Annotated in this window: 24 protein-coding genes, 1 tRNA gene and 1 riboswitch; of the genes, 16 read left to right on the forward strand and 9 right to left on the reverse strand. The window is 63.7% G+C overall.

Annotation, left to right across the window (positions count from 1 at the left end; genetic code table 11):
• Window positions 1-371 precede the first annotated feature (371 nt).
• The gene (locus AB6809_RS04630; protein WP_029967982.1) at window positions 372-635 is read right to left on the reverse strand and encodes a hypothetical protein; all 264 of its coding nucleotides are present in this window, start codon (window positions 633-635) and stop codon (window positions 372-374) included.
• 428 nt (window positions 636-1,063) lie between these two features.
• Here AB6809_RS04630 and AB6809_RS04635 point away from each other — a divergent pair, with 428 nt between their 5' ends.
• Together AB6809_RS04635 and AB6809_RS04640 are read left to right on the forward strand one after the other, a co-directional pair.
• The gene (locus AB6809_RS04635; protein ID WP_006050182.1) at window positions 1,064-1,267 is read left to right on the forward strand and encodes a cold-shock protein; all 204 of its coding nucleotides are present in this window, start codon (window positions 1,064-1,066) and stop codon (window positions 1,265-1,267) included.
• 191 nt (window positions 1,268-1,458) lie between these two features.
• Window positions 1,459-2,613 (forward strand): exonuclease domain-containing protein, encoded by a 1,155-nt coding sequence (locus tag AB6809_RS04640; RefSeq protein ID WP_029967980.1) that lies wholly within the window; start codon window positions 1,459-1,461, stop codon window positions 2,611-2,613.
• A 91-nt stretch (window positions 2,614-2,704) separates the two neighbouring features.
• Here AB6809_RS04640 and AB6809_RS04645 read toward each other — a convergent pair whose 3' ends face one another.
• Complete coding sequence (locus AB6809_RS04645; protein ID WP_029967978.1) at window positions 2,705-3,301, reverse strand: chorismate mutase; 597 nt, start codon at window positions 3,299-3,301, stop codon at window positions 2,705-2,707.
• 277 nt (window positions 3,302-3,578) lie between these two features.
• The gene (locus AB6809_RS04650) at window positions 3,579-3,728 is read right to left on the reverse strand and encodes a hypothetical protein (RefSeq protein WP_006050185.1); all 150 of its coding nucleotides are present in this window, start codon (window positions 3,726-3,728) and stop codon (window positions 3,579-3,581) included.
• A 675-nt stretch (window positions 3,729-4,403) separates the two neighbouring features.
• Here AB6809_RS04650 and AB6809_RS04655 point away from each other — a divergent pair.
• A complete protein-coding gene (locus tag AB6809_RS04655; RefSeq protein ID WP_307257464.1) occupies window positions 4,404-4,604 on the forward strand; it encodes a hypothetical protein in 201 nt (66 codons plus the stop codon).
• Window positions 4,605-4,730: 126 nt separating this feature from the next.
• Here the strand turns inward: AB6809_RS04655 and AB6809_RS04660 are convergent.
• From AB6809_RS04660 to pepN, 5 genes are all read right to left on the reverse strand, one after another.
• Window positions 4,731-4,806: transfer RNA gene (locus AB6809_RS04660), tRNA-Thr, on the reverse strand.
• Between the two features lie 54 nt (window positions 4,807-4,860).
• On the reverse strand, window positions 4,861-5,877 hold the full coding sequence (locus AB6809_RS04665) for a class 1 fructose-bisphosphatase (RefSeq protein WP_006050187.1): 1,017 nt from the start codon (window positions 5,875-5,877) through the stop codon (window positions 4,861-4,863).
• 166 nt (window positions 5,878-6,043) lie between these two features.
• Window positions 6,044-6,499 carry a HigA family addiction module antitoxin gene (locus tag AB6809_RS04670; RefSeq protein ID WP_029967974.1) on the reverse strand — a complete coding sequence of 152 codons (456 nt, stop codon included), beginning with the start codon at window positions 6,497-6,499 and terminating at the stop codon, window positions 6,044-6,046.
• Between the two features lie 16 nt (window positions 6,500-6,515).
• Window positions 6,516-6,797 (reverse strand): type II toxin-antitoxin system RelE/ParE family toxin, encoded by a 282-nt coding sequence (locus tag AB6809_RS04675; protein WP_029967972.1) that lies wholly within the window; start codon window positions 6,795-6,797, stop codon window positions 6,516-6,518.
• A gap of 197 nt (window positions 6,798-6,994) precedes the next feature.
• A complete protein-coding gene (pepN, locus tag AB6809_RS04680; protein ID WP_029967970.1) occupies window positions 6,995-9,700 on the reverse strand; it encodes an aminopeptidase N in 2,706 nt (901 codons plus the stop codon).
• Window positions 9,701-9,970: 270 nt separating this feature from the next.
• On the opposite strand from pepN, the gene AB6809_RS04685 reads away from it, so the two are divergent.
• A complete protein-coding gene (locus AB6809_RS04685) occupies window positions 9,971-10,669 on the forward strand; it encodes a DUF4136 domain-containing protein (protein ID WP_029967968.1) in 699 nt (232 codons plus the stop codon).
• A 75-nt stretch (window positions 10,670-10,744) separates the two neighbouring features.
• Here AB6809_RS04685 and AB6809_RS04690 read toward each other — a convergent pair whose 3' ends face one another.
• A complete protein-coding gene (locus AB6809_RS04690; protein ID WP_006050192.1) occupies window positions 10,745-11,317 on the reverse strand; it encodes a TMEM165/GDT1 family protein in 573 nt (190 codons plus the stop codon).
• Between the two features lie 11 nt (window positions 11,318-11,328).
• Window positions 11,329-11,546, reverse strand: a riboswitch (yybP-ykoY riboswitch).
• Window positions 11,547-12,067: 521 nt separating this feature from the next.
• On the opposite strand from AB6809_RS04690, the gene AB6809_RS04695 reads away from it, so the two are divergent.
• The 12 genes from AB6809_RS04695 to AB6809_RS04750 are packed head-to-tail and all read left to right on the forward strand — an operon-like array spanning window position 12,068 to window position 24,521.
• Window positions 12,068-12,769 carry a beta-ketoacyl synthase chain length factor gene (locus tag AB6809_RS04695; protein ID WP_029967966.1) on the forward strand — a complete coding sequence of 234 codons (702 nt, stop codon included), beginning with the start codon at window positions 12,068-12,070 and terminating at the stop codon, window positions 12,767-12,769.
• Window positions 12,753-13,547, forward strand: a complete 795-nt coding sequence (locus AB6809_RS04700) for a 1-acyl-sn-glycerol-3-phosphate acyltransferase (protein ID WP_006050194.1) — start codon at window positions 12,753-12,755, stop codon at window positions 13,545-13,547. The genes AB6809_RS04695 and AB6809_RS04700 overlap by 17 nt, the downstream gene beginning before the upstream one ends.
• A complete protein-coding gene (locus tag AB6809_RS04705) occupies window positions 13,522-13,821 on the forward strand; it encodes a phosphopantetheine-binding protein (RefSeq protein WP_006050195.1) in 300 nt (99 codons plus the stop codon). Before AB6809_RS04700 ends, AB6809_RS04705 begins: the two co-directional genes overlap by 26 nt.
• On the forward strand, window positions 13,818-14,075 hold the full coding sequence (locus AB6809_RS04710; RefSeq protein ID WP_006050196.1) for an acyl carrier protein: 258 nt from the start codon (window positions 13,818-13,820) through the stop codon (window positions 14,073-14,075). The genes AB6809_RS04705 and AB6809_RS04710 overlap by 4 nt, the downstream gene beginning before the upstream one ends.
• Window positions 14,075-14,737, forward strand: coding sequence for a membrane protein (locus AB6809_RS04715; protein WP_029967963.1), 663 nt, complete (start codon window positions 14,075-14,077; stop codon window positions 14,735-14,737). Before AB6809_RS04710 ends, AB6809_RS04715 begins: the two co-directional genes overlap by 1 nt.
• A complete protein-coding gene (locus AB6809_RS04720; protein WP_029967961.1) occupies window positions 14,737-16,443 on the forward strand; it encodes an AMP-binding protein in 1,707 nt (568 codons plus the stop codon). The genes AB6809_RS04715 and AB6809_RS04720 overlap by 1 nt, the downstream gene beginning before the upstream one ends.
• Complete coding sequence (locus AB6809_RS04725; protein ID WP_029967959.1) at window positions 16,443-18,167, forward strand: glycosyltransferase; 1,725 nt, start codon at window positions 16,443-16,445, stop codon at window positions 18,165-18,167. The genes AB6809_RS04720 and AB6809_RS04725 overlap by 1 nt, the downstream gene beginning before the upstream one ends.
• The gene (gene hutH / locus AB6809_RS04730; protein ID WP_029967957.1) at window positions 18,154-19,767 is read left to right on the forward strand and encodes a histidine ammonia-lyase; all 1,614 of its coding nucleotides are present in this window, start codon (window positions 18,154-18,156) and stop codon (window positions 19,765-19,767) included. Before AB6809_RS04725 ends, hutH begins: the two co-directional genes overlap by 14 nt.
• On the forward strand, window positions 19,764-20,195 hold the full coding sequence (locus tag AB6809_RS04735) for a thioesterase family protein (protein WP_029967955.1): 432 nt from the start codon (window positions 19,764-19,766) through the stop codon (window positions 20,193-20,195). Before hutH ends, AB6809_RS04735 begins: the two co-directional genes overlap by 4 nt.
• Window positions 20,183-20,863, forward strand: coding sequence for an outer membrane lipoprotein carrier protein LolA (locus tag AB6809_RS04740; protein ID WP_371026047.1), 681 nt, complete (start codon window positions 20,183-20,185; stop codon window positions 20,861-20,863). The genes AB6809_RS04735 and AB6809_RS04740 overlap by 13 nt, the downstream gene beginning before the upstream one ends.
• On the forward strand, window positions 20,863-23,328 hold the full coding sequence (locus tag AB6809_RS04745) for an MMPL family transporter (RefSeq protein WP_029967952.1): 2,466 nt from the start codon (window positions 20,863-20,865) through the stop codon (window positions 23,326-23,328). The genes AB6809_RS04740 and AB6809_RS04745 overlap by 1 nt, the downstream gene beginning before the upstream one ends.
• Window positions 23,325-24,521, forward strand: a complete 1,197-nt coding sequence (locus AB6809_RS04750) for a beta-ketoacyl-[acyl-carrier-protein] synthase family protein (RefSeq protein ID WP_029967951.1) — start codon at window positions 23,325-23,327, stop codon at window positions 24,519-24,521. Before AB6809_RS04745 ends, AB6809_RS04750 begins: the two co-directional genes overlap by 4 nt.
• Window positions 24,522-24,524 lie beyond the last annotated feature (3 nt).

The raw sequence follows: 24,524 nt of genomic DNA on the forward strand, positions 1-24,524 counted from the left end.
ATAGAGTATTACGCCATTCGAAACGATATGCGGACGCGTTGAAAGCCCCGCCGGTTAAGGCTTTCGAGAGTACCAAGGGCTCATGCAAGGGGTGCGGAGGAATTGGCGTTGCTTATATACGACGCTTATCCGATGCAAAAAAACAACAAGAGCGGCTATGCGAAGTTATTGTTGTTGTTAATGCAATAGCCGATTGTTATTTGTGTGAATAATCGGACTCGGAAATAAGCGCTATACTGAATTACCGCTTTCCGAAGCGGACTTTTTCGTTGTCGAAAAAGATCTCCAAACCTTTGTCAGCGCGACTTCCCAGTCGCGCTTTTTTTTGCGCGCTCAGAACTGCGAAGCCCGATTTGGCGCGTGACTTCCGCTCAATGCGCCGGTGCGGCGTAGTCGGTGTTCCACCGTTCGGTCGCCGTCGAGGAACTCCAGTCCTCCATGACGTAGCGCCGGGCGTCCATCGGCGACGACAGCAGGTTTTGCCAATGGTCGCCGTGCCATACCGGGTCGAATTCGAGGGCCGACGAGTTCTGCCGGTCTGCTTCGGCACTGGAAGTGCGAGATGCTTGCGACGGTGATTGAGCGGAATGAGGGATGAGCCGGGCAAGAATGAGGCGGATGGTATGGAACTGCATGGCAATCTCCTGATGCGCATTACTGCAAATACATAGCTTCACGATGCGGTTCGCTCGGCGAGGCGAACAAGCCGGAGAAACACTTACCAAAGTCACAAATCGTTACAAACGTCGCGTGCATTTCGGGAAGTCTTTCTCTTTTTCTGTGCTCGCGTTAAAGGAGGAGTAAATTTGACGCGAGCGCGAGTATCCAAACGCCGGTTATTTCCGCCATTCGGCTAACTTTTCGCTTATCCAATGTCGTACTTAGGGACTATTAAAAATTCACTTGACGGTGATTCAACGCGCCCCGTATAACGGCAAAGCTGAATTCAGTAGCCGCTCCGAGTGCGCAATGCCTCAGGGATATTCCTTATGGATAAGATGGCAATGGATTGAGGCGTTGAGGGCATTGCCCGATTTGATAATTCGTTGAGGGAAACTGGAATATGGAAACAGGTATCGTCAAATGGTTTAACGATGCTAAAGGTTTTGGCTTCATTACGTCCGATTCGGGTGGCGAAGATCTCTTTGCGCATTTCTCGGAAATTCGCAGCGAAGGCTTTAAATCGCTGAAGGAAAACCAGCGTGTATCTTTCGACGTCAAGGCCGGCCCCAAGGGCAAGCAGGCGGCGAATATCCAGCCGCTGTAAGCGGTAGTGCCGCTGCCCCGTAGCGCGCGGGGCAGGATCCGCTGCTAAAGGCCCTCGCGATTCATCGCGGGGGCTTTTGTTTTTATTCGCTTCGGTCGGGCGTGTGGTCCCGCTGGCGAGATCTACGCACGGTCGGCGGCCGCCAACTAGTGCATACTTGGCGCAAAGTCACGCGTCCAAGCATTCTCTCCATGTCCGAACAGTTTTTGGCCGAACCGGCCTTCGCAGAGCCCATCGTCTTTGTCGATCTTGAAACCACCGGCGGCTCGACCAGCGAGCACCGCATTACCGAGGTCGGCGTCGTCGAAGTCGGGCCGGCCGGCGTCACGCGCTGGAGCAGCCTCGTCGATCCGCAGCAACCGATTCCGTCCTTCATTCAGCAGCTGACCGGCATCACGAATGCGATGGTGCGCGGCGCGCCGACATTCGACGCCATCGCGCCCGAACTCTTTGCCCGCCTGAACGGCAAACTGTTCGTCGCGCATAACGCGAGCTTCGACCGGGGTTTCTTGCGTGGCGAATTCCGGCGCGCCGGTATTTCATTCGACCCGGACGTGCTGTGCACCGTGCGCCTGTCTCGCGCGCTGTTTCCGTCGGAAAAGCGTCACGGACTCGATGCGCTGGTCGAGCGTCATTCGCTCGTGCCGTCGGATCGCCACCGCGCGCTCGCCGACGCCGATCTGATCTGGCAGTTCTGGCAGCGCCTGCATGGCCTCGTGCCGCTCGACGTTTTAAGGGCGCACATCGAGCGCACGACCCGGCGCTACCGGCTGGCCGGCAACATCACCGAAGATCTGCTCGACACGGCGCCTGCGGGCTGCGGCGTCTACGCGTTCTATGGAGACGACGACTTGCCGCTGTATGTCGGACGAAGCGTTCGCGTCCGTCAGCGGCTTCGCGCGCATCTGACAGGGGAGCGCCGTTCGTCGAAGGATATACGGCTTGCGCAGCAGGTTCGGCGTGTCGAATGGCGCGCGACGGGCGGCGAGCTGGGCGCAATGCTGACAGAGGCACAGTGGATTGCGGCGCTGCGGCCGGGGCACAATCGCGCGCCGCGCGTCGCCAAGAGCGATCCCATCGACGCGCCGTGGCCGTTTGTCGGGCCTGTCGTTTTCGAGGAGCGGGAACAAGCGTCAGAGGCGTGCGCTTTTCATGTTGTTGACCGCTGGTGTTATATCGGCCATGCGCCGTCGCTGGAGCAGGCGACCGAGTTGCACACGTCGCGTCTGGATAGCAGCGGCTTTGAGCTTTCGACGTATCGGATTTTGCAAAGCCATCTCGCACGCGGTTTGCGGATGACGCCGCTGACGGTCGTGAACGCGGAGCCTGTCGTGGGCGTTGCCTGACCGCTTCGCCTGCACATTCACCCGCTCGTTCCGCCCGATCGTGCAAGCCCCGCAGCGCGATCAGTCCACGCCTTCCTCCTGGCGTCCGCCGTCAGCCCGTCGCGCCGACGCCGCCGCTTTCGCACACGTGTCCAAGCGCATGAGTTAGCGCATTCGACCGGGTCGAGTCATAGCGGGTCAGCGACTTCCAGTTAGCGAGCGCTTGCGCGACGCGCGACGGACAGTCCGGCGCCGCGCGCAGCGGTTGCACGCGGGCGAGGCCGGCGACGAGCGCCTGCGTCAAGCGGTCCAACTGAGGGCGCGTGCTCGTCGCGAGGTCCGGCGCCGGTTCTTGTGGCGGCTGAGTCGCGCGCCAGTTCGCGAACAGCGCGTTTTGCACCTCTTTGCTGGCGTCTATCTGATCCTGGAAGAAAGCGCGCGCGAACGCCGGATCCACGTTGGCCGCCGCGGCTCGCTTTTCCACATCGGCGAGCAGCGCCTGTTCGCGCGGCGTGTCGGTGATCGCTTGATGGTTGGCCCACTTCCAGCGCGCCACCGGCTCCGCGAGCGCAAGGCGTTGCGACGCAAGCGCGATCACGTTGGTTAGCGCGGTATCGTCGCCATCGGCAAAGGCGGGGGCTGGCGCGAACGCGGCACAGGCGAAGAGCGCCAGCGCGCACGGCGCAGCGAAGCGAAACAATCGATTCATGGGATCAACGGTCGGCCGGGTGGCCCGGAAGGAAAAACCAGAAGAATAGACGATCTACGATCGCACAGGCGCGCTCCCGGGCGCAGCCGCTGCTGGAAGCAGAGCACAACCGATGCTCGCGCAGCGGAAGCGCGCAAGCGCAACGACAGGCGCCGGCACTACGCGGCGGCAGTCCGTCTATTGGTAGCGTCCAAACGAAAGCGATCGGGGAGCGCGCGAGCCACCAGACCTCATGCACGAGACACGAAGACCGCTGCTGCGTTGCGCCACTGCACAGTTACTTTGCGTCGCACGACTTACGTTGTTCGTCGAAAAAGGCGCGCACGTGCTCCGGCAGTTCCGCACCCAAAAATTCGACGCCGACAGGTTCCGGATCCGGGCTGAAAACTTTGTCCGGGGTCGGAATCTTCGGTGGTTTGGCATCCATGATCTTTCTCCTTTACAAACTCATTATTCCCTCGGGCCCCGATTAGCACCAGTGCCCGATTAACATCACGCGTTCTTTGTTGCTTTAACGGCACAGCGCACCATTTCAGCAGAGTCTTCTGATTAAATTTATAGGTTCGCAGCTTGTGTTGTTCTGTGGGCTTGCGTACGTTCAGCGTATCAATTCATCGGTAGATTCCCTGGCGCCTTGTCAGGCGGGCCGCCCAAGCACTGCTGCCTCTCGGTCTCGCGAGTCCGCTCGTGTTCATTCCGGGTATTCCCCGATTCAAAGCTTTTTGTGCGCCGCCGCATCGGAATCGTTTTCCGCGCTAAAAGGCGAACGTTCGTTTATTACCGAGCCGGACCTTATATCTCGAGAAAGCTTTACCTCTTTGTAAACGGGCGACGTGTCGCGCCGTTGACGATCTACGGCCTCTTTTTTCAAACGCGACTTAAGACTTTTTAGGCGTTTCCCTGAATGGTTTAAGCATTGGGCCGGCGTTGCATTCCAGCTCGCGCATTTCGCGACAAAACATCATCGCTCGATGACAACGCCGGCAGCCGCGATCCTGGCTTCTATGACGTGAAGACGTATCGTCAACCGAGAGTGCGTTGGGCAACGGACGCGCGTCTGCCGATGCGGAAGATGGTCGTCTTCGCCTTCAGAGAGTGGGTCATGGAAAACGCTGTGTACTGGAAGGGACGTCAGGTTGGCATCGAATGCGACGGCCGCATCTCGTGGTTTCCGTCGGCGCCGCAGGAAGCGGTCGCTGCGCATTGCGGCGAGGAACGCAGCGACGTCGAGCAGGGCGTCGCGACAAACGATTCCGTCGTCGCGCGCAACCTCGTCACGATCGCACGCTTGCACGGCGACTGAGCGGACTTTTGCGGATAGCCAAAGCCAACTAGTAACCGCAAGACGCGTGTTGTCCCAACCTCGACAAACGCATCGCCAAAACAAAAAGCCCAGTCGCGAGGACTGGGCTTTTTGCTTGAATCTTGATGGTGCCGGAAAGAGGAATCGAACCCCCGACCTTCGCATTACGAATGCGCTGCTCTACCGTCTGAGCTATTCCGGCATCAGGAGAAGCGAGATTATAGGGACTTCTTTATTGGCTTGGCAAGCCCCTCGGTCAATTTTTTGTTTCGAGATGGTAGCGGGTCACGCGGTCCACTTCGTTCTTCGAGCCGAGGAACACCGCGACGCGCTCATGCAGGCTCTTCGGCTGAATATCGAGAATGCGTTTCTCGCCATTGGTCGCGGCGCCGCCTGCCTGTTCAACGATAAACGCCATCGGGTTCGCTTCGTACATCAGACGCAGCTTGCCCGGCTTGTCCGGCGTGCGCTTGTCGGCCGGATACATGAAGATGCCGCCGCGGTTCAGGATACGATGCACGTCCGCGACCATCGACGCGATCCAGCGCATATTGAAGTCGCTTTGACGCGGACCTTCCTTGCCTTGCTTCAGTTCGCCGATGTACTGCTCGACGGGCGGATACCAGTGCCGCTCATTCGACGCGTTAATCGCATATTCGCGCGTCTCGACCGGAATGCGCATGTCGCTTTGCGTAAGCACCCACGAACCGAGTTCGCGGTCGAGCGTGAAGCAGTTCACACCGTTACCAGTGGTCAGTACCAGTACGGTTTGCGGCCCATACACCGCATAACCCGCGGCGACCTGCTGCGTGCCCGGCTGCAGGAACGACTGCTCGGTAGGCTGCTGGCCGTCCGGGCAGCGCAGCACTGAAAAGATGGTGCCGATCGACACGTTCACGTCGATGTTCGACGAGCCGTCGAGCGGATCGAACACGAGGAGATATTCGCCCTTCGGATAGTTCGCGGGAATAGGAAAGAACTGCTCCATTTCCTCCGATGCCATGCCTGCCAGGTTGCCGCCCCATTCATTCGCTTCGAGCAGGATCTCGTTCGACAGAATATCGAGCTTCTTCTGTACTTCGCCCTGCACATTTTCGCTGCCCGCGGTGCCGAGCGCATCGCCCAACGCGCCCTTGCTGACGTGATAGCTGATCGCCTTGCAGGCCCGCGCGACAACTTCGATCAAAAGGCGCAGATCGGCCGGCAGGTTATTGGTTTCCCGCTGCTGCTCGATCAGGTACTTCGTGAGAGTGGTACGACGTTGCAAGGACATTGCTGTACTCCAGGAGGCTTGAGGAATATCCCGATTTTAACCGCTCGGTGTGTCTGCCCCGTGCTTTTGCTGTGGGCGGAGAGATGAAAAACGCGCGCGACGCGGCCAGTGAGCAGCAACGAGCATAACCGGCGGCCAAAGCACAACCCAAACCACAACCGGCCGGTCAGCCTTTGCGCCGGACCTTGCCCGCCGCGGCGCTGCCGCTCACGCTCGCTGCGAGCGCCGCGGCGCGCGCATGTTCCGCGGAAACCTTGGGCAGCTTCGGGCGATCGGCGTTCGGCATGGGTTCGATCTCGCGTTCGATCTGCGCGCCCGCCGCGGCCGTGGCGACGCGCAGGTCGTAGGCGATTTGCAGATTGAGCCAGAACTGCGCGCTCGCGCCGAAGTAGCGCTCGAGCCGCAGCGCGGTGTCAGCCGAGATCGCGCGCTTGCCACGCACCACGTCGTTGATGCGCGGCGCCGGTACGCGCAACGCAAGCGCGAGCGCATTGACGGACATGCCGAGCGGTTCGAGGAATTCGCTGCGCAAAATCTCCCCCGGATGGATTTCCTCGATGCTGTCTCCGGTGTCGATGCCGGAGAAATCGGTGCTGTCCAGATCGGAGCGTTTGATGACCATGTCGGTCTCCCAATAATCAGTGATAGTCGACAATCTCAACATTCAGCGCCTCGCCGTCGATAAAGTGAAAACAGATGCGCCATTGCGCATTGATCCGGATGCTCCACTGCCCGCTGCGCTGCCCCTGCAACGCTTCGAGCCGGTTGCCGGGCGGCGCATGCAAACTATGGACGGTGTCCGCGGCGTCGATCATCAGGAGCTTGCGATACGCGAGCGCCTGGATATGACGCGGCAGCGCATGCACGAACCTGCCCTGAAAAATTCTTGCCGTAGCCTTGTCGCCAAATGTTGTGATCATGGGAATGATATAACGCATCGCGTTAAACGTAAACCGTCAATTGAATGCGTTTACTTTCCCTCAATGCGGCGCTTAAGAACAGTCGGCCAAATGGCTAACGTCGACGTGAACCTGCCACCGGGTCGTCGCAACACAAGGGCGAAAAAAAGCCGGCAACGCGTGCCGGCTTTCGGGGTTGAGAACCGCTCAAACGCGCATCATGCGAGCGCCTTCTCGACGATTTCGCGCACGTCGCGCGACTTCACTTGCGACGCCACTTTCTCCAGCGCCGCACGCATGCCATCGCGCAGCGTCGGCGTGAAGCGGCGCCACAATTCGAGCGAGCGTGCGAGGCGGGCGGCCACTTGCGGATTGATTGCGTCGAGCGCGATCACCTGGTCGGCCCAGAACGCGTAGCCCGAGCCGTCTTGCGCATGGAACTGCGCGGGGTTGGCCGCGCAGAAGCTGAAGATCAGCGAGCGCGCGCGGTTCGGGTTTTTCAGATTGAAGGCGGGATGCGTCATCAGCTTGCGCACGATTTCGATCACGGGCCGCTGCGCACTGCCGCGCTGCGTGGCCTGCAACGCAAACCACTTGTCGATCACGAGCGGCTCTTTCTCGAAACGCCGGTAGAAGTCGTCGAGCGCATGTTGAGCCTCGGCGCTGCCGCCATTGGCCGCTGCGGCGTTGAGCAGCGCGGACAAGGCCGCGGCGCGGTCGGTCATGTTGTTCGCGGCCTCGTATTGCGCCGACGCGAGCCGCACGGCTTCGGCCGGATCGTCGAGCTCGGTCAGATACGAGAGCGCGAGATTCTTCAGAGCGCGATGTCCGGCCGCCGTCGGCGTGGCTTCGTACGGACCCGCCGTGCGATGCTTCTCGTAAATGCTCAGCCACTCGCCCTTGAGCGCATTCGCGAGACGCTTGCGCACGAACTGCCGCGCCGCATGCACGGCCGCCGGATTCGACTCCGTCATCTGCTCGGCCAGATAGGCCTCCGACGGCAGCATCAGCGCGAGTTCGCGGAACGCTGGCGACAGCGATTCGTCCGTGAGCACGCGTGCGAACGCGGCGACCACCGAGTCGTCGAGTTGCAGTTGCGCGCCTTTCGCCGCCTGTCCGGCGAGCGTCAGCAACTCGCGCGTGGCAAGGCGTTGGCCGGCTTCCCAGCGGTTGAACGGATCGCTGTCGTGCGCGAGCAGGAACGCGAGCTGTTCGGCCGGATAATCGTATTCGACGATCACGGGCGCCGAGAAATTACGCAGCAGCGACGGCAGCGGCTCGTCTTCGACATTGACGAACGTGAACGTCTGCTCGGTCTGCGTCAATTCGAGCACGCGCGTGGTCGAGTCGGAAGCGCGCGCTTCGCCTTCGAGTTGCAGCGGCAGATCGTTGCCGTCCTTGCCGATCAGGCCGATGGCGAACGGAATCAGCAGTGGTCCCTTCTGCGTTTCGCGCGCGGCCGGCGCGGCGTCGCCATAACCCTGCGTGAGCGTCACGCTATAGCGCCGCGCCGCCGCGTCGTAACGGGTGCGCACCGACACGCGCGGCGTGCCCGCCTGGCTGTACCAGCGCTCGAACTGCGCGAGGTCGCGGCCGTTCGCGTCGGCGAGCGCATGACGGAAATCGTCGCACGTCACGGCCTGGCCGTCGTGACGCTTGAAGTACAGGTCCATGCCCTTGCGAAAACCGTCGCGGCCGAACAGCGTCTGATACATCCGCACGACTTCCGAGCCTTTTTCGTAGACGGTCATCGTGTAGAAGTTGTTGATCTCGACGTAGCTTTCCGGGCGCACCGGGTGAGCCATCGGGCCGGCGTCTTCGGCGAACTGCATCTGGCGGAGCACGCGCACGTCTTCAATGCGCTTGGTCGCGCGCGCCGCTTCGTCGCCGCTGCTGGTCAGTCCGGCGGCCATGTCGGCGGAGAATTCCTGATCGCGGAACACGGTCAGGCCTTCCTTCAGGCTCAACTGGAACCAGTCGCGGCAGGTCACGCGGTTGCCGGTCCAGTTATGGAAATACTCGTGGCCGACCACCGCCTCGATGTTCGCGAAGTCCGTGTCGGTCGCCGTTTCCGGGTTCGCCAGCACGTACTTCGTGTTGAAGATGTTGAGCCCCTTGTTTTCCATCGCGCCCATGTTGAAGTCGCTCACCGCGACGATCATGAAGCGGTCGAGATCGAGTTCGAGGCCGAAGCGTTGTTCGTCCCAGCGGATCGAATTGATCAGCGAATCCATCGCGTGACGGGTCTTGTCGAGATCGTGCGGCTCGACCCACACCTGCAGCAGCTTTTCCTTGCCCGAGCCGGTTTTCACACGCTCTTCGAGAGCAACGAGCTTGCCGGCGACAAGCGCGAACAGATAGCTCGGCTTCCTGAACGGATCTTCCCAGCGCGCGAAATGACGGCCGTCCGGCAGATCGCCTTCCTCGAGCAGATTGCCGTTCGACAGCAGCACCGGATAATCGGCCTTGCTGGCTCGCAGCGTGACCGTGTAGGTCGACATCACGTCCGGCCGGTCGAGGAAATAGGTGATGCGCCGAAAGCCCTCGGCCTCGCACTGCGTAAAGAAGTTTCCGCTCGACACGTACAGGCCCGAGAGCGTCGTATTCGCGGCCGGATTGCAGATGCTGGTGAGCGTGAGCTCGAAGCTGTCGGGCACGTTATCGAGCAGCAGGCCGTGTTCGTGCGGATGCGCGTTGGCGAACGGCTGACCGTCGAGCGTCGCGCCGACGAACTCCAGTTGTTCGCCCATCAGTCCGAGATGCGGCGCGCGCGCGGCGTCCGGATTGCGGCGCACGCGCATCGTGTTCTTCACGACCGTGCGTTCGGGCAGCAGATCGAACTCGAGCGCGACGGTGTCGATCAGAAAAGCGGGCGGCGCATAATCGGCGCGGCGGATCACATTGGGCGTTGCGGTATCGGCCATGGCGTTCTGTAGTGATGGGACTCGAGCGGCCGGCGCACGAAGACACGCGAGCCGGGCTTGTCGAGCCATTGTACAAAGCCTCGGGCAATCGTGCGGCGCGCGCTTTTCAGATAGCCGTTCGGCCGATGCGCGCTCGGACGCCCGCACCGCTCTTGCTCACGCTCAAGCTCCTGCGGCGTGGGAGCGGAAGGGCGCGGAACGGCGCGGCGCGATCGACGGTCATACGTACAATGAAAGACGAACGAACAGAAACGCTTCACGAGGTAGACCATGACAACGAATATCTGGACGCGCCGCGCCATGTTGCTGCTCGCGGCACTGAGCGTGCTGCTGTCCGGCTGCACGACCTACGTGACCACGCAGGTCACCGCGTTCTCCGACTGGAGCGGCAGCGACGCGGCCCGCACCTACGCGTTCACACGCGAGCCCGACCAGCGGAACAATCTCGAGCTGACGACCTATGAGCGCATCGTCGCCAACGAACTCGCCACGCATGCGTTCCGTCAGGTCGACCCTAACGACGCGCGCTATCTCGTCGGGCTCTCGTATGGAATCCGCTCGGACATGGTGACGGTGGCCGAGCCGGTCTACTACAACCCGTGGCCGGCGCCTTACTGGGGCTGGGGCCGTCCGTACGATCCGTGGGGCCCGTGGGGTCCGTTTCCCGCCGGCTACGTGAACCAGAGCTATCCGATCTTCACGCATCTGCTCGGCGTGCGGATCACCGAGCGCGCGACGGGCAAGGAGGTCTACAACGTGACCGCGCGCAACTCGGGCGGCGAGTCGTCGCTGGTGAGAGCCATGCCGTATCTGGCGCGCAGTGCGCTTGCCGACTTCCCGCTCGGCAACGGCGTCGTGCGCACCGTCAAGATTCCGCTCGGCAACAGCGCCGGTGCTTCCAACGAAACGGCGGCGCCGGCTGCCGCCGCGTCGCCGGCTGCAGCGTCGGGCGCGAAAGCCGTGCAATGACCGCGACGCAACCGCAAGCGCGATAAAAGCGTGACAAGAGCGCGATCCGGCAAATGCCGGCATCGCGCACCTTCGTCAGAGCCCGCCGCCGAACAGCGCCATCGTTCCGAGAACCACGAACAGCACGGCGGCGATGCCGTGCACGATGCCGGTCGGCAGACGGTGCGCGAAGCGGTCGCCGAGCAGGATCGCCGGGACGTTGGCGATCATCATGCCGAGCGTGGTGCCCGCCACCACGCCGAAGAAGTCGTGAAAGCGCGCGGCGAGCGCAACCGTCGCGATCTGCGTCTTGTCGCCCATTTCCGCGAGGAAGAAGGCCACGACAGTCGCGCCGAACACGCCAAGATGCGTGCGGTTCGTGTTGGCTTCTTCGTCGTCGAGCTTGTCGGGCACGAGAATCCACAAACCCATGCCGATGAATGAAATGGCCAGCGCCCAGCGCATGATGGCCGGCGTGAGCAGCGAGCCGAGCCACGCGCCGAGCGCGCCCGCGCCCGCGTGATTGACGAGCGTCGCGACCAGCACGCCGAGGATGATCGGCATCGGCTTGCGATAACGCGCGGCGAGCACGAGCGACAGCAGCTGCGTCTTGTCGCCGATTTCGGCGAGCGCGACCGCTCCGGTGGAAATGAGGAAAGCGTGGAACACGTGGGTTGGAATCCGCGGGCCGGGAAATGAACGAGCGACGACCCACGACACGCCGGGCCCAATTGCGGCGGGGTGTGGGTCATCGGTCTCGCCAGGCCAGAGGCTGCGGCTGCCACGGCCATGACGGCCAAGTCTGTTGACAGGCGCCCCCGCGAGCGCACGTTGTTGCGAGCCCGGCTAGATGCCGGGCGAACGTGGCGCGGGGCGGCTACTCCCCAATGAGGGACGGATTATAGCAGGCGTCGCCGCGCGGCCGTTCTGCCGGAGCAGAATTCGCGTGAAATCGGATCGCATGTATTCGACTGCAACAGTCGTCGCAGAAAGTTAATTGAAAGTATCCAGGGGATTCTCTTTGCGAACGCGACCTTCTGACAGTCGAATTCCCAAAAACCTACAGACGTAGGGATATTCCCAGGCCAAGATGGGAAATTTCTGCAAATCGCCATAGCACTCAAATTAGCGTCGTAAACGCGAGACGGATACAGATGGATACGTCTTTTGTGGCTGATTTAATTCAGAATATTCAGTATGATTCCGGCGACTAAGGAAGCCTGAGCCAAACTACACGGCCAATCGTCAATGGCCTAAATAATCGGGCCAAAGTGCCGTTAATTCGCTGAACCCTACAAAAGAAGTCTGGATTGTCCCCCGGCTGGAAATTGCCGGTCCGCGCGGCGCGCATACGCTGTGACGGCTGCGTATTCCGTCAGGCGCTTCAGCCTCTCCTTGCTTCAACGCGCGAACACCGATATGCCCGATCCGCACTGGACCATTCCGGTCGCTCGCTGGTCTAGCTGGCCTGCTGCCACCACCGCCGCACCCGACATCGGTTTTATCGAACCGATCGTGCGGCGGCGTCTCAGCACGCTCTCGAAAGCCGCGCTGAAGGTGGCGCACGATTGCGCCGGGGCCGACGAGGCGCGCGTCGTGTTCGCGTCGCGGCACGGCGAACTGCGCCGCACCACGGAGATCCTGCGCGCCATCAGCTCCGGCGAGCCGGTGTCGCCGACGGCCTTCAGCCTCTCGGTGCTCAATGCGATGACGGGCGTATTCGGCATCGCGCGCGGCGACCGCTCGGCGGCGAGCGCCATTTCGGCGGGCCCGGAAACGCTCGGCTATGCGCTGCTCGAGGCGTATGCGCAACACGCAACGCAATCGGCGTCACCGGTGCTGCTGGTCTACGCCGACGAACCGGTCGACTCCGCATACGGAACGATCGACGATGAAGTGCAGGGCGGCGCGATCGCGCTGCTCTTGAGTAACGAAACGGCGCTCGGCCATCTGGTCTGTACACGGTCCGCATCGCCGGGCCTGCACGATTCGGAGCCCGCAGCAACCCGCTTCGCCACGCAAAGCCAGGCGCTGCTGCATTGTCTTGAAACCGGCGAGCCCGCGGCCTGGCAAGGCGCCGGCGTCCTTTGGCAGTGGGAGTGGCATGACCGCGCGGCTTGACTACACGTGGCGATTCTTCGCCACGGGCATGGCTTTCGTCGTGTTCGGCATCTGCGGCGTGCTGTTTTCGGTGCTGGTGTTTCCGCTCGCGTGGCTGTGGCCGCATCGTGCGTCGCGGCAGTTCGCGGTGACGAGCATCATCCACTGGTTTTTCCGCGCGCTCGTCGGCGCGTTGCAACTGATCGGCGTGATGAAGCTCGAAGTGTCGGGCGGCGAGGCGCTGCGCGCGCGCGGTCCGTCGATCGTGGTGGCCAACCACCCGACCTACCTCGACGTGATGGTGCTGCTTTCGCTCACGCCGCACGCATGCTGCGTCGTGAAAAACGCGCATTGGAGCAACCCGTGTTTCTGGGGCATCGTGCGTTCGGCGGAATACGTGAGCAACGCCGATCCCGCGGAGCTCGTCGAAGCAGGCGCAAGGCAGCTCGCGGCAGGCTATACGATGATCATTTTTCCCGAAGGCACGCGCAGTCCCGCGCGCAACCGGCTGCATGCGTTTTCGCGCGGCTTCGCGCACATGGCGCTGAAGGTGGACGCGCCGATCGTGCCGGTGCTGATGGATTGCGATCCGCCCGCGTTCACGAAACAGATGCGCTGGTACGACGTGCCGGCGCGAGCGTTCCGCATGCGCGTGAACGTGCTGGAGCCGCTCGGCGTCGAGCGGCTCGCGGCAGACGACACAACACCGGCTCTCGCTGCGCGCAGCGTGACGAGCGCCGTCGAAGCACACATTACCCGGCACCTGTTCGATTATGGATTCTTTAAAACTGGAAATTAAGCAGCTTCTGATCGAGGCACTCGATCTGGAAGACCTGAGCCCCGCCGATATCGACGACGACGCACCGTTGTTCGATACCGACGGTATCGGTCTCGATTCGATCGACGCACTGGAAATCGGCATCGTGCTGCGCAAACAATATCAATTGACCATTGCGGCAAACGACGACCGCACGCGCGAGCACTTTCGCTCCATCAGCACGCTGGCCGCGCTGGTGGCAAGTCAGCGCGAAGCGGCGCACGCCGCGAACGAAACCAACAGCAAAGGGGAATGACCGTGTCCGAGGCAGAGATTCTTGAACGCATCCGCGCCATCTTTAAAGAGAACTTCGCAATCGAGCCGGAACGCGTGACACCCGACGCGCATCTGTTCGAAGACCTCGATCTGGACAGCATCGACGCGGTCGATCTCGCGATCAAGCTCCAGGAAATGACCGGGCGCCGCATCAAGCCGGAAGAGTTCAAATCGGTGCGCACGGTCGGCGACGTGATCGGCGCGGTCGAATCGCTGCTGGCGGCTCAAGGCTGATGCCGGCAGTGCGTTCGCGCACACGGGCGGCCGATCAGCCCGCCGCAAGCGCTTCGTCCGCGGCTGAACGCCATTGGCTGAAGGCGATCGTGCAAGTGCTGGTGAAGCTCGCGTATCCCGCGTTGATTCTGTGCGCGTGGCGTTGGGACACGCCGCGTTACGTCGGCTGCATGCTGTTTGCGATTCTGTGGCTGCAGCGCTGGGCCGGCAGCGGTGCGGTCGCGACTTCGCTGCGGCGTCTTTCCGCCATCGACTGGACCGTGGTCGGCTTGCTGAGCTGCGCGTCGGCGGCCATCGTGCTCACCAACAGCGAGCTGCTGTTGCGCCTCTATCCGTCGCTCGTCAATCTCGGGCTCCTGATCGCGTTCGGCGCGACGCTCGTGCGCGGTCCGTCGATGATCGAAAAATTTGCGCGCCTCGGCAAGCCCGACTTGCCGCCGGGCGCAGTGCGCCACACGCGGCGCGTCACTCAGGTGTGGTGTGTGTTCTTTCTACTGAACGGTGCTTTTTCCGCGTATACCGCGCTCTACTGGAGCCGCGCAAGCTGGTCGCTGTATAACGGCGCGATTGCTTATCTGCTGATCGGTGTGCTGCTGATCGCCGAGGTCGTGTGGCGCTATCTCGTCGTGCTGCCGCGAGCCGCGCGTTCGGAGGCGGCGTGATGATCGCGTTGCACGACCTGTTGTCCGTTCCGCTCGATGCCGCCGCTTCACGCGTTGCCGTTTGCCGCGATCGCACGGCGCTGCTCGATCGCGCCGCGTTTCGCGCGCGCGTCGCGGCGCTCGTTGCGCTGGTGCAATCGCAAGCGGCGCAACGCTATGCACTGTGTATCGACGATCCGTTCGATTTCGCGTGCGCGTTGTTCGCGCTCTTCGCGTGCGGCAAGGAGCCGGTGATTCCGGCGAACGCGACGCCCGGCTATCTTGCCGATCTCGCCGACGCGTACGACGTCGTGCTGACCGACGCGACGCTGCAGTTGCATGCGCAAGCCGATGCGCAAGCCGAGGCGGCCGCGTCCGCGCTCGACAAAAACATCGACCCGCAAGCGCCGCTCACGCTCTACACCTCGGGCAGCAGCGGCCGTCCGAAGCCGATCCGCAAAACGCTCGCGCAGTTCAACGCCGAAGTGCACACGCTCGAGAAGCAGTGGGGCGCGCTCGTCGGCGACGCGACCATGCTCGCGAGCGTGCCGCATCACCATATCTACGGTCTGCTGTTTCGCGTGATGTGGCCGCTTGCCGCCGGCCGCGCATTCGATCGCGAGATCAGCATCGAACCGCTGCATCTGCAAACGCAGATCGCGCAATGCGGCGCAGCCGTGATCGTATCGACGCCCGCGCAGTTGTCGCGCTGGCCCGCGCTGCCAGGCTTCGCCGCGTTGACGCCCGCGCCGCGCGCGGTTTTTTCGTCGGGCGGTCCGCTCGCGCTCGAAGCCGCGCAGCAATACGCGGCGGCTTACGGCGCCGCGCCGCTCGAAATCTACGGCAGCACGGAAACGGGCGGCATTGCATGGCGTCGTCAGGACCAGACCGATGCATGGCAAGCGACGACCGGCATCGAAGTGCGTTGCGACGAAGACGGCGCGCTCAACGTGCGCTCGCCGCATCTCGACCATGGCGGCTGGCATCGCACCGACGACAAGATCGCGTTCGACGCGCAAGGCCGTTTCCGTTTGCAGGGCCGTCTCGATCGCGTGCTGAAGCTCGACGGCAAGCGTGTGTCGCTGCCGGAACTCGAAGCGCGTCTCGCGCTGCATCCGTATGTGATGCAAGCGGCAATCGCGCCGCTCGAAGGCGGCGCGCGTGAGCGCGTCGGCGCGGTCGTCGCGTTGACGGGAGCGGGCAACGACGCTTTGCGCGACGAAGGCCGCGTGGTCCTCGCGCAAAACCTGCGTCGCCATCTCGCCGATTACTTCGACGCGGTGGTGTTGCCGCGTCATTGGCGCTTCCGTCTCGCGTTGCCGTTCGACGCGCGCGGCAAGCTGCCGGTGTCCGCGGTTGCCGCGGCGTTCGAGCCGCGCGCCGAAGGTTTCGAGCTGCTCGCCGAAGCGCGCGCAGGCGACACGCTGCACTACGAACTGCGCGTGCCGCCCACGCTGATTCATTTCGCCGGCCATTTTCCCGGTCTGCCGATTCTGCCGGGCGTCGTGCAGGTCGATTGGGCTGTGCGTCTGGCCGCCGAACAACTGCCGTGCGCGCACAGCGTCGCGTCCGTCGACCGGTTGAAGTTCATGGCGCCGGTGTCGCCCGGCGCGGTGTTGAAGCTGACGCTCGCGCACGATAGCGCGCGTCAGCGCGTGCAGTTTGCGTACCGCGTGAACGAGCGCGATTGCGCATCGGGCGTGATCGTTTATCGGGAGAGCGCGTGATGAATTTCGCTCCCTGCATCGTGATCCCGATCTACAACCACAAGGACGCGATCGGCGCGACCGTCGCGCATCTCGCGGTGCACGGCTTGCCGATTTTCATCGTCGACGACGGCAGCGACGAAGCCACCCAACAGGTGCTCGCCGAGCTTGCACAGCAATACGTGCAGCAAGTCTCGCTGCTGCGTCTGCCGGTCAACGGCGGCAAAGGCGCGGCGGTGATGGCGGGCCTGCGCGCCGCGCGCGATGCGAAGTACACGCACGCGTTGCAGATCGACGCGGACGGCCAGCACGACGCCAATGACGTGCCGCGTTTCGTCGAAGCCGCGCGCGCCGAACCCGGCGCGGTCATTCTGGGCCGTCCGGTGTATGACGAGAGCGTGCCGAAAGCGCGACTCTACGGCCGTTATCTGACGCACGTGTGGGTGTGGATCGAAACGCTGTCGCTCACCATCCGCGATTCGATGTGCGGCTTTCGCCTCTATCCGCTTGCGCTCGCGTGCGAGTTGATCGACAGCGTGCAGTTGCCCACACGCATGGACTTCGACATTGAGATTCTGGTGCGCCTGTATTGGCGGCGCGCCGCGTTTCGCGCGATTCCCACGCGCGTCACGTATGCGAGCGACGGCGTCTCGCATTTCGACGTGCTGTGGGACAACGTGCGCATCAGCCGCAGTCATACGCGGCTCGTGTGCGGCATGCTGCTGCGTCTGCCGATGCTCGTCGCGCACAAGTTCATGCCGCGCCGCGCCGTGCTCGCAGCCGTGCAAAGCGAGCCGAACGCGCAGGACTGGTGGCGTATCGCGGAGCGGGGCAGTCACCTCGGCATGTCGTTGCTCGCGCTCAGTTGCAAGCTGTTCGGCCGACGTTTCACCGCGCTATGGCTGCATCCGATCGTCGCGTATTTTCTGCTGACGGGACGTGCCGCGCGCGAGGCCTCGGCCAATTACTTCACGCGTTTGCGCGAGGCCGCGCCGCATGGCGAGACGCCGCGACCCGGCTGGCTGTCCGCGTATCGACACATGCTGGCGTTCGCGCAATCGGGCTTCGACAAGCTCGCCGCGTGGTCCGGCTGCGTCAACAATGCCGACGTCAAGTTCGAAGATCCTTCGGCGTTCGAAGCATTGGTCGCGAGCGGCAAGGGCGCGCTGGTGATCGGCGCGCATCTCGGCAATCTGGAGATGACGCGTGCGCTCGCCGCGCAGGGCGCCTACGCGAAAGTCACGGCTGTCGTCTATACGGAACATGCGCGGCGCTTCAATAGCGTGCTCGCGTCGGCGAACAGCGAGTTCGCGCGGCATCTGCTCGAAGTCGCGGACTTCGGGCCTGAAACGGCGATGCTGATGCAGCAGCGTGTCGACGCCGGCGAACTGCTCGTGATTGTCGGCGACCGCGTGCCCGCGCACGAAGCGGGCCGCACCACCCAGGCGCGCTTTCTCGGCGCCGATGCGCCCTTCGCGCAGGGACCGTACGTGCTCGCGCATGCGCTCGGCTGTCCCGTGTATCTCTTCTTCTGCCTGAAAGAGCAGGGCGGTTATCGTCTTTACTTCGAGCCGTTCGCGGAGCGCATCGAATTGCCGCGGCGCGAACGCACGCAGCATCTCGCCGCGTGGGCGCAGCGTTATGCCGCGCGTCTCGAACACTATTGCCGCAAGGCACCTTATCAATGGTTCAACTTCTTCGATTTCTGGGCCAGCCCCAAGCGAGGCGCGAATGGCCGAACATGATCTGATCGACGCGCCGGATGCCGGCGTGCAAGCGGTTTCAAATCGCGGCGGCAACGCGGCTCCGGTGGTGATCGGCGCACGCAAGCTGACTATTGAGGACGTCGTCGCGATCGCGCAGCATCGCGCGCCGGTCGCATTGAATACGGACCCCGAGTGGCGCGCGCGCATTCAACGCGGCGCGGATTTCTTGCGCCGCCATCTCGCGGCGGGCGCGACGGTCTACGGCGTCAACACCGGTTACGGCGACGCCTGCGTGGTCGACGTGCCGATGGAACTCGTCGAAGCCTTGCCGCTGCAACTCACGCGTTATCACGGCTGCGGCATGGGCCGGTATCTCGACGACGGCGAGACGCTTGCCGTCATCGCCGCGCGTCTGAACTCACTCGCGTACGGTTTTTCGGGCGTGCGCCCCGTGCTGCTCGAACGTCTCGCGGACCTCGTCAATCATCGCGTATTGCCGCGCATTCCGGCCGAAGGCTCGGTCGGCGCGAGCGGCGATCTCACGCCGCTTTCGTATGTGGCCGCCGCACTCGCGGGCGAACGCGAAGTCATGTTCGAAGGACGCCTGCGCGACGTGCGCGAAGTGTGGAGCGAACTCGGACACACGCCGCTCACGCTCGCGCCCAAAGAAGGCCTTGCGCTGATGAACGGCACCGCGGTGATGACCGGACTCGCGTGCCTCGCGTTCGCGCGCGCCGACCATCTGACGCGGCTCGCCGCGCGCCTGACCGCGCTGTGCACCGTCGCGCTCGACGGCCGCGCCGCGCATTTCGACGCGACGCTCTTCGAAGTGAAGCCGCATGCGGGCCAGGCCGAAGCCGCCGCCTGGATTCGCGCCGATCTCGAAGGACGCGACGATACGCCGGGTCACCGCTTGCAGGACCGCTATTCGATTCGCTGCGCGCCGCACGTGATCGGCGTCGCGCGCGATGCGCTGAGCTGGGTGCGCCGCGACATCGAAAACGAACTGAACAGTGCGAACGACAACCCGCTGATTGACCCCGACAACGAACGTGTTTTGCATGGCGGCAACTTCTACGGCGGCCATATTGCGTTCGCGATGGACTCGCTGAAAGTGGCCGTCGCGAATCTCGCCGACCTGATGGACCGGCAACTGGCGCTGCTCGTCGACGTGAACTTCAACAACGGTTTGCCGCGCAACCTGAGCGGCGCAGCGCCCGCGCGTGCGGCCATCAATCACGGCTTCAAGGCCGTGCAGATTTCGTCGTCCGCGTGGACGGCGGAGGCGCTGAAGAACACGATGCCCGCCAGCGTGTTTTCGCGTTCGACCGAAGCTCACAATCAGGACAAGGTCAGCATGGGCACGATCGCCGCGCGCGACTGCCTGCGTGTGCTCGAATTGACCGAGCAGGTCGCGGCCGCGCATACGCTTGCCACCGTGCAGGCGGCGCAGTTGCGCCTGCGAATCGACAGTGCGACGCCGGTGCCCGCGCCGTTGCAAACGTTCGTGGAAAACGTCGGCGCACAATCGCCTTTCGTCGACGATGACCGCGCGCTCGAATCTGATCTGCGCGCACTGACCGCGCGCATCGCCGCCTGCGAGTTGCTGCACGACTATCGCGGAGGCTCAGAAGCATGAGCGCCGCCCGCAAGGTATTGAGCGCGAGCGCGGCGGTCGAAGTGCCGTTTCACGACGTCGATGCAATGAACGTGTGCTGGCACGGCCATTATCTGAAGTACTTCGAGATCGGCCGTGCGGCGCTGTTGCGCGCGTTCGATTACGACTACCGCGAAATGCAGGCGTCGGGTTATCTGTGGCCGATTGTCGAAGCGCACTTGAAGTACGTGCGTCCGGCAACCTACGGCCAGAAACTCGACGTGCGCGCGCAACTGCTCGAACACGAAAACCGCCTGAAAATAGGCTATGAAATCGTCGATTGCGCGTCGGGCACGCGGCTCACGAAGGGCTACACGATTCAGGTGGCTGTCGATGCCGCGACGCAGGAATTGCAATTCGTGTCGCCGCCCGTCGTGTTCGAGAAACTGGAGCGCGTATGGGCAGCATGAATTGCTACGGGCCACTAAGCAAAGCGCTATGCAACGCGCTATGCGCTCTCGCGCTTTCGGGCGCGTTGAGCGTGGCCGCATCGCCGGCTTCGGCGGCATCCACTGACGGCAACCCCGCACTCGTCTCGCAGATCGCATCGCACCTTGCCGCGGCCAAGGGCGTGCGCGCGCAGTTCACGCAGACGCAGACACTCGCCGCGATGAAGCAGCCGCTCGTCAGCACCGGCTCGCTGCTGTTCGTGCGCGAGCGCGGCGTGATCTGGCAAATCGCGACGCCGTACAAAGCCACGTATGTGATTACCGATGCAGGCGTCGCCGAAGTCAACGCCAACGGTCAGCGTGTCACCACGCACAGCGCGCAGGGCACGCGCGGCGTCGCGCAAGTCTCGAAGATGATGCGCGCGATGCTCGGCGGCGATCTGTCCGCACTGTATTCGCAATTCGACGTAGAGGCCGAAGGCAGCCCCACGCACTGGCGCATGCAGCTCACGCCGAACCAGCCGCAAATCGCGCAGTCCATCAAAGGCTTGCAGATGAGCGGCGGCGATTATCTGCAGAGCTTGCGCATCGCGCTCGCCAACGGCGATACGACGCAACTCGAGTTCAGTAAAAGCGAGGCGGTGAGCGAACTCGCGCCGGCCGAACGCAGCCTGTTCGGGACGCCGTAATGGATTTGCTGCGACACCGATCCGCGAGACAGACATGGGGCGTGCGCGCCGCGTGGCTCGCGCTCGCGCTCGTCGCGGCGCTGTATTGCGGCTGGCGGTTCGCGGGACCGTCGCCGTTGCAGACCAATTTGCTCGCGCTGTTGCCCGCGACCGAAGCGGACCCCGTCGCGGAAAAAGCCGTCGATATGCTCGCGAGCGCGCTCGGCGACCGCACCGTTTTTCTCGTCACGAGCCACGACGACGCGCACGCGAAAGCGGCGGCGAAACAGCTCGGCGCATCGCTGCGGACAAGCGGCGCATTCGCTTCGGTGACGGCGGAATTGCCGCCGTTCGATCTGTCGCAAATCGCGGCGCTGTACATGCCGTATCGCTTCGGCTTGCTGACGCCTGCCGATCGTGCGGCAATCGCCGGCGGGAACGCAGCGGATTCGACGCTGCGCGATGCGCTGGCTCAGCGCATCTACAGTCCGCTGCGCGGCGGCCTCACCACCTCCCTATCGGACGACCCGTTCGGCTGGCTCGAACATTGGCTCGGCAATCTGCCGCTTGCCACGTCGAATCTCGAACTCGAGGACGGTCTGCTCGTCTCGCATCGAGGCAATGCGACAAGCGTGCTGATCGTCGCGACGCTGCCCGGCTCGGCCTATGAAACGAAGACGCAGCACGCGGTGCTCGGCGCGTTGGCGCAAGGCGAAAGCGCGCTGAAGCACGCGTTCCCCGATGTGTCGGTGGCGCGCACTGGCGCCGTGTTCTACGCCGAATCGGCACGCAGCGCGTCGGAGCGCGAAGTGCACGCGATCGGCATCGCGTCGCTCGTCGGCATTGCGTTGCTGATGATGTGGGTGTTCCGCTCGCCGCGCCTGCTGCTGCTCGGTTTCGTCTCGACCGCGCTCGGCATTGTCTGCGCGCTTGCGGTCACGTTGCTCGTCTTCGGCAAGCTGCATCTGCTGACGCTCGTCTTCGGCGCGAGCCTGATTGGCGAAGCCGTCGATTATTCGATTCAGTATTTCGTCGTCTATCTCGGCGCGGGGCGCGACTGGGATGCGCGGCGCGGCGCACGCGCGGTGCGTCCCGCGTTGGGCGTCGCGCTTGCCACAAGCCTGCTCGGCTACGCGATCCTGACATGGGTGCCGTTTCCCGCGCTCAAGCAGATCGCGTGCTTTGCGATGGCCGGCATCGTGACGGCGTTCGCCTCGGTGATGTGGCTGTTGCCGGCGTTGCTGCAGCATGCGCCGAAGCGCAGCCCGCGGCGTCTGTTCGAGCGCGCCGCGCGCCTGCTCGGCGTGTGGCATCGCATGATCGGCGGCAAGCGCGCGTGGTTCGTCGCCGCGCTGCTGCTGATTGCCGCGATTCCCGGCTGGCTGCGCCTCACTAGCGACGACGACATCCATCTGCTGATCCAGCGCGATGCGTCGCTCGTCGCGCAGGAAGACAAGGTGCGCGAGGCGGTCGGCGTGGATAACAGCGCGCAGTTTTTCGTCGTGCGCGGCGAGACGGCAGAGCTCGTCTTGCAGCGGGCCGAAGCGCTCGGCGCGAAACTCGATGCGTTGAACGGCACGGCCGACAAGACGGGCGGTTATCAGTCGGTTGCGCAATTCGTGCCGTCCGCGCGTCGGCAGAATGAAGACCGCGCGTTGCTCGCGCAACATCTGTTTAACGACCCGGCCGCATTGCGCGCGACGCTGCTGCAAGCAGGCTTCAAAGACGAAGTCGCCGACGCGTGGATCGCCGCTCAAGCGAAGCCGCAAGCGCTGTTGAGTATCGACTCATGGCTCGCCGCGCCGTGGTCGCAACCGTATCGGCATTTGTGGCTCGGCCAGGTCGACGCGGCGAGCCACGCGTATGCGGCTGTCGTGATTCCGCAAGGCGTGACGCCGCGCAACGAGTCCGCGTTGATCGCCATCGCGCAGGCGCTGCCGGGTGTCGCGTTCGTCGACAAAGCCGCGAGCGTGTCGAAGCTGTTCGGCGCGTATCGCGTGGATAGCGGCTGGTGGCTCGGCGGCGCGCTGACGCTCGTTCTGGTTCTGCTGATCGTGCGTTACGCTGCGCGGCGCGCTGTGTCACCGAATGCAGGCGGCGCAGTCTCTGTGCTTGAGCGCGTGCGCGGCGGCGTCGCGGTGACGTTGCCGGTGCTGCTCGCTGTCGGGGTCACGCTCGCCGCATTCGGTTATGCGCGGGTGCCGCTCAATCTGTTCAACTGGCTTGCGCTGATGCTCGTGCTCGGCGTGGGCGCAAACTACGCGGTGTTTCTGCGCGAAGGATGCCTGCGCGCGGACGCCGACCTCGGCGCGGTGTGGACCGGCGTGCTGTTGTCGGCGGCGACCACGCTGCTGTCGTTCGGCATGCTCGGCATGAGCGCGATGCCCGCGTTGAAGAGCTTCGGCGCGACGCTCGCGCTCGGCATCGCGGTATCGGTGCTGCTTGCGCCGATCGGCATGCCATCGGAAACAAGGAGGGCCGCATGAAAGCGCCATCAGTTTATTTGCACGCGCTCGGCATGATCAACGCGCTCGGCGGCGACCTCGACAGCATCGTGCCCGCGCTCGCGGCGAGCGACGCGCGCGGCATGGCAAGCATGCACACCGGTATCGGCGACGCGTTTGTCGGCAGCGTCGTGACGCCGCTCGAACTCGCGCCGTCCGCGGATCTTGCGCGCTACGACTGCCGTAACAACCGCTTGCTGCTCGCGGCGCTTGCGCAGATCGCGCCTGCCGTCGACGCAGCGCGCGAGCGCTATGGCGCGCATCGAATCGGCGTGGTGCTCGGCACGAGCACGTCGGGCATCGAAGCGGCCGAAGCCGCGTTCGTCTATCAGGCACAAGCGGGCGCGCTGCCGTCGAGCTTCAATTACCGGCAGATGGAGATCGGCACGGCCGCGCCGTTCGCGGCCGCGGCGCTCGGGGTGAAAGGGCCGGCGTATACGATCTCGACCGCCTGCACGTCGAGCGCGAAGGCGTTCGCATCGGCGCGGCGCTTGTTGCAGTTGCAACTATGCGACGCGGTCGTGGTGGGCGGCGTCGATTCGTTATGCGAGCTCACGGTGCAAGGCTTTGCGTCGCTCGAATCGACGAGCAGCGCGCGCAGCAATCCGATGAGCCGCAATCGCTGCGGCATCAATGTCGGCGAAGGCGCAGCCGTGTTCCTGATGAGCCGCGACGAAGCGGCGGTGCGTCTTGCGGGCGTCGGCGAATCGAGCGACGCGCATCACATTTCGTCGCCCGATCCGCAAGGCGTGGGCGGCGAACTCGCGTTGCGCGAGGCGCTGGCCGATGCGGGCATTGCGCCGTCGTCTATCGGCTATGTGAATCTGCACGCCACGGCGACGCGCAAGAACGACGAGATGGAAGCGAGCCTGATGTCGCGCGTCTTTCCCGAAGGTGTCGCGACGAGCGGCACAAAGCCGCTGACCGGTCATCAACTGGGCGCCGCGGGCGCGACGGAGCTTGGCTTCGTGTGGCTCACGCTCGCGCGTCAGGACGTTGCGCTGCCGCGCCATCTGTGGGACGGCGAGGCCGACCCGGCCCTGCCCGCGCTCGACCTCGTGGAAACCGAACGTTTCTTGCCGCGCGAGGCGGCCACGCAGGGAGCCACCCGATACGCGATGAGCAACTCGTTTGCATTCGGCGGCAGCAACGTCAGCCTGATTCTTGCAGGATGAGCG

Source organism: Paraburkholderia sp. RCC_158 (assembly GCF_041355255.1).
Classification (GTDB): Bacteria; Pseudomonadota; Gammaproteobacteria; order Burkholderiales; family Burkholderiaceae; genus Paraburkholderia; species Paraburkholderia graminis.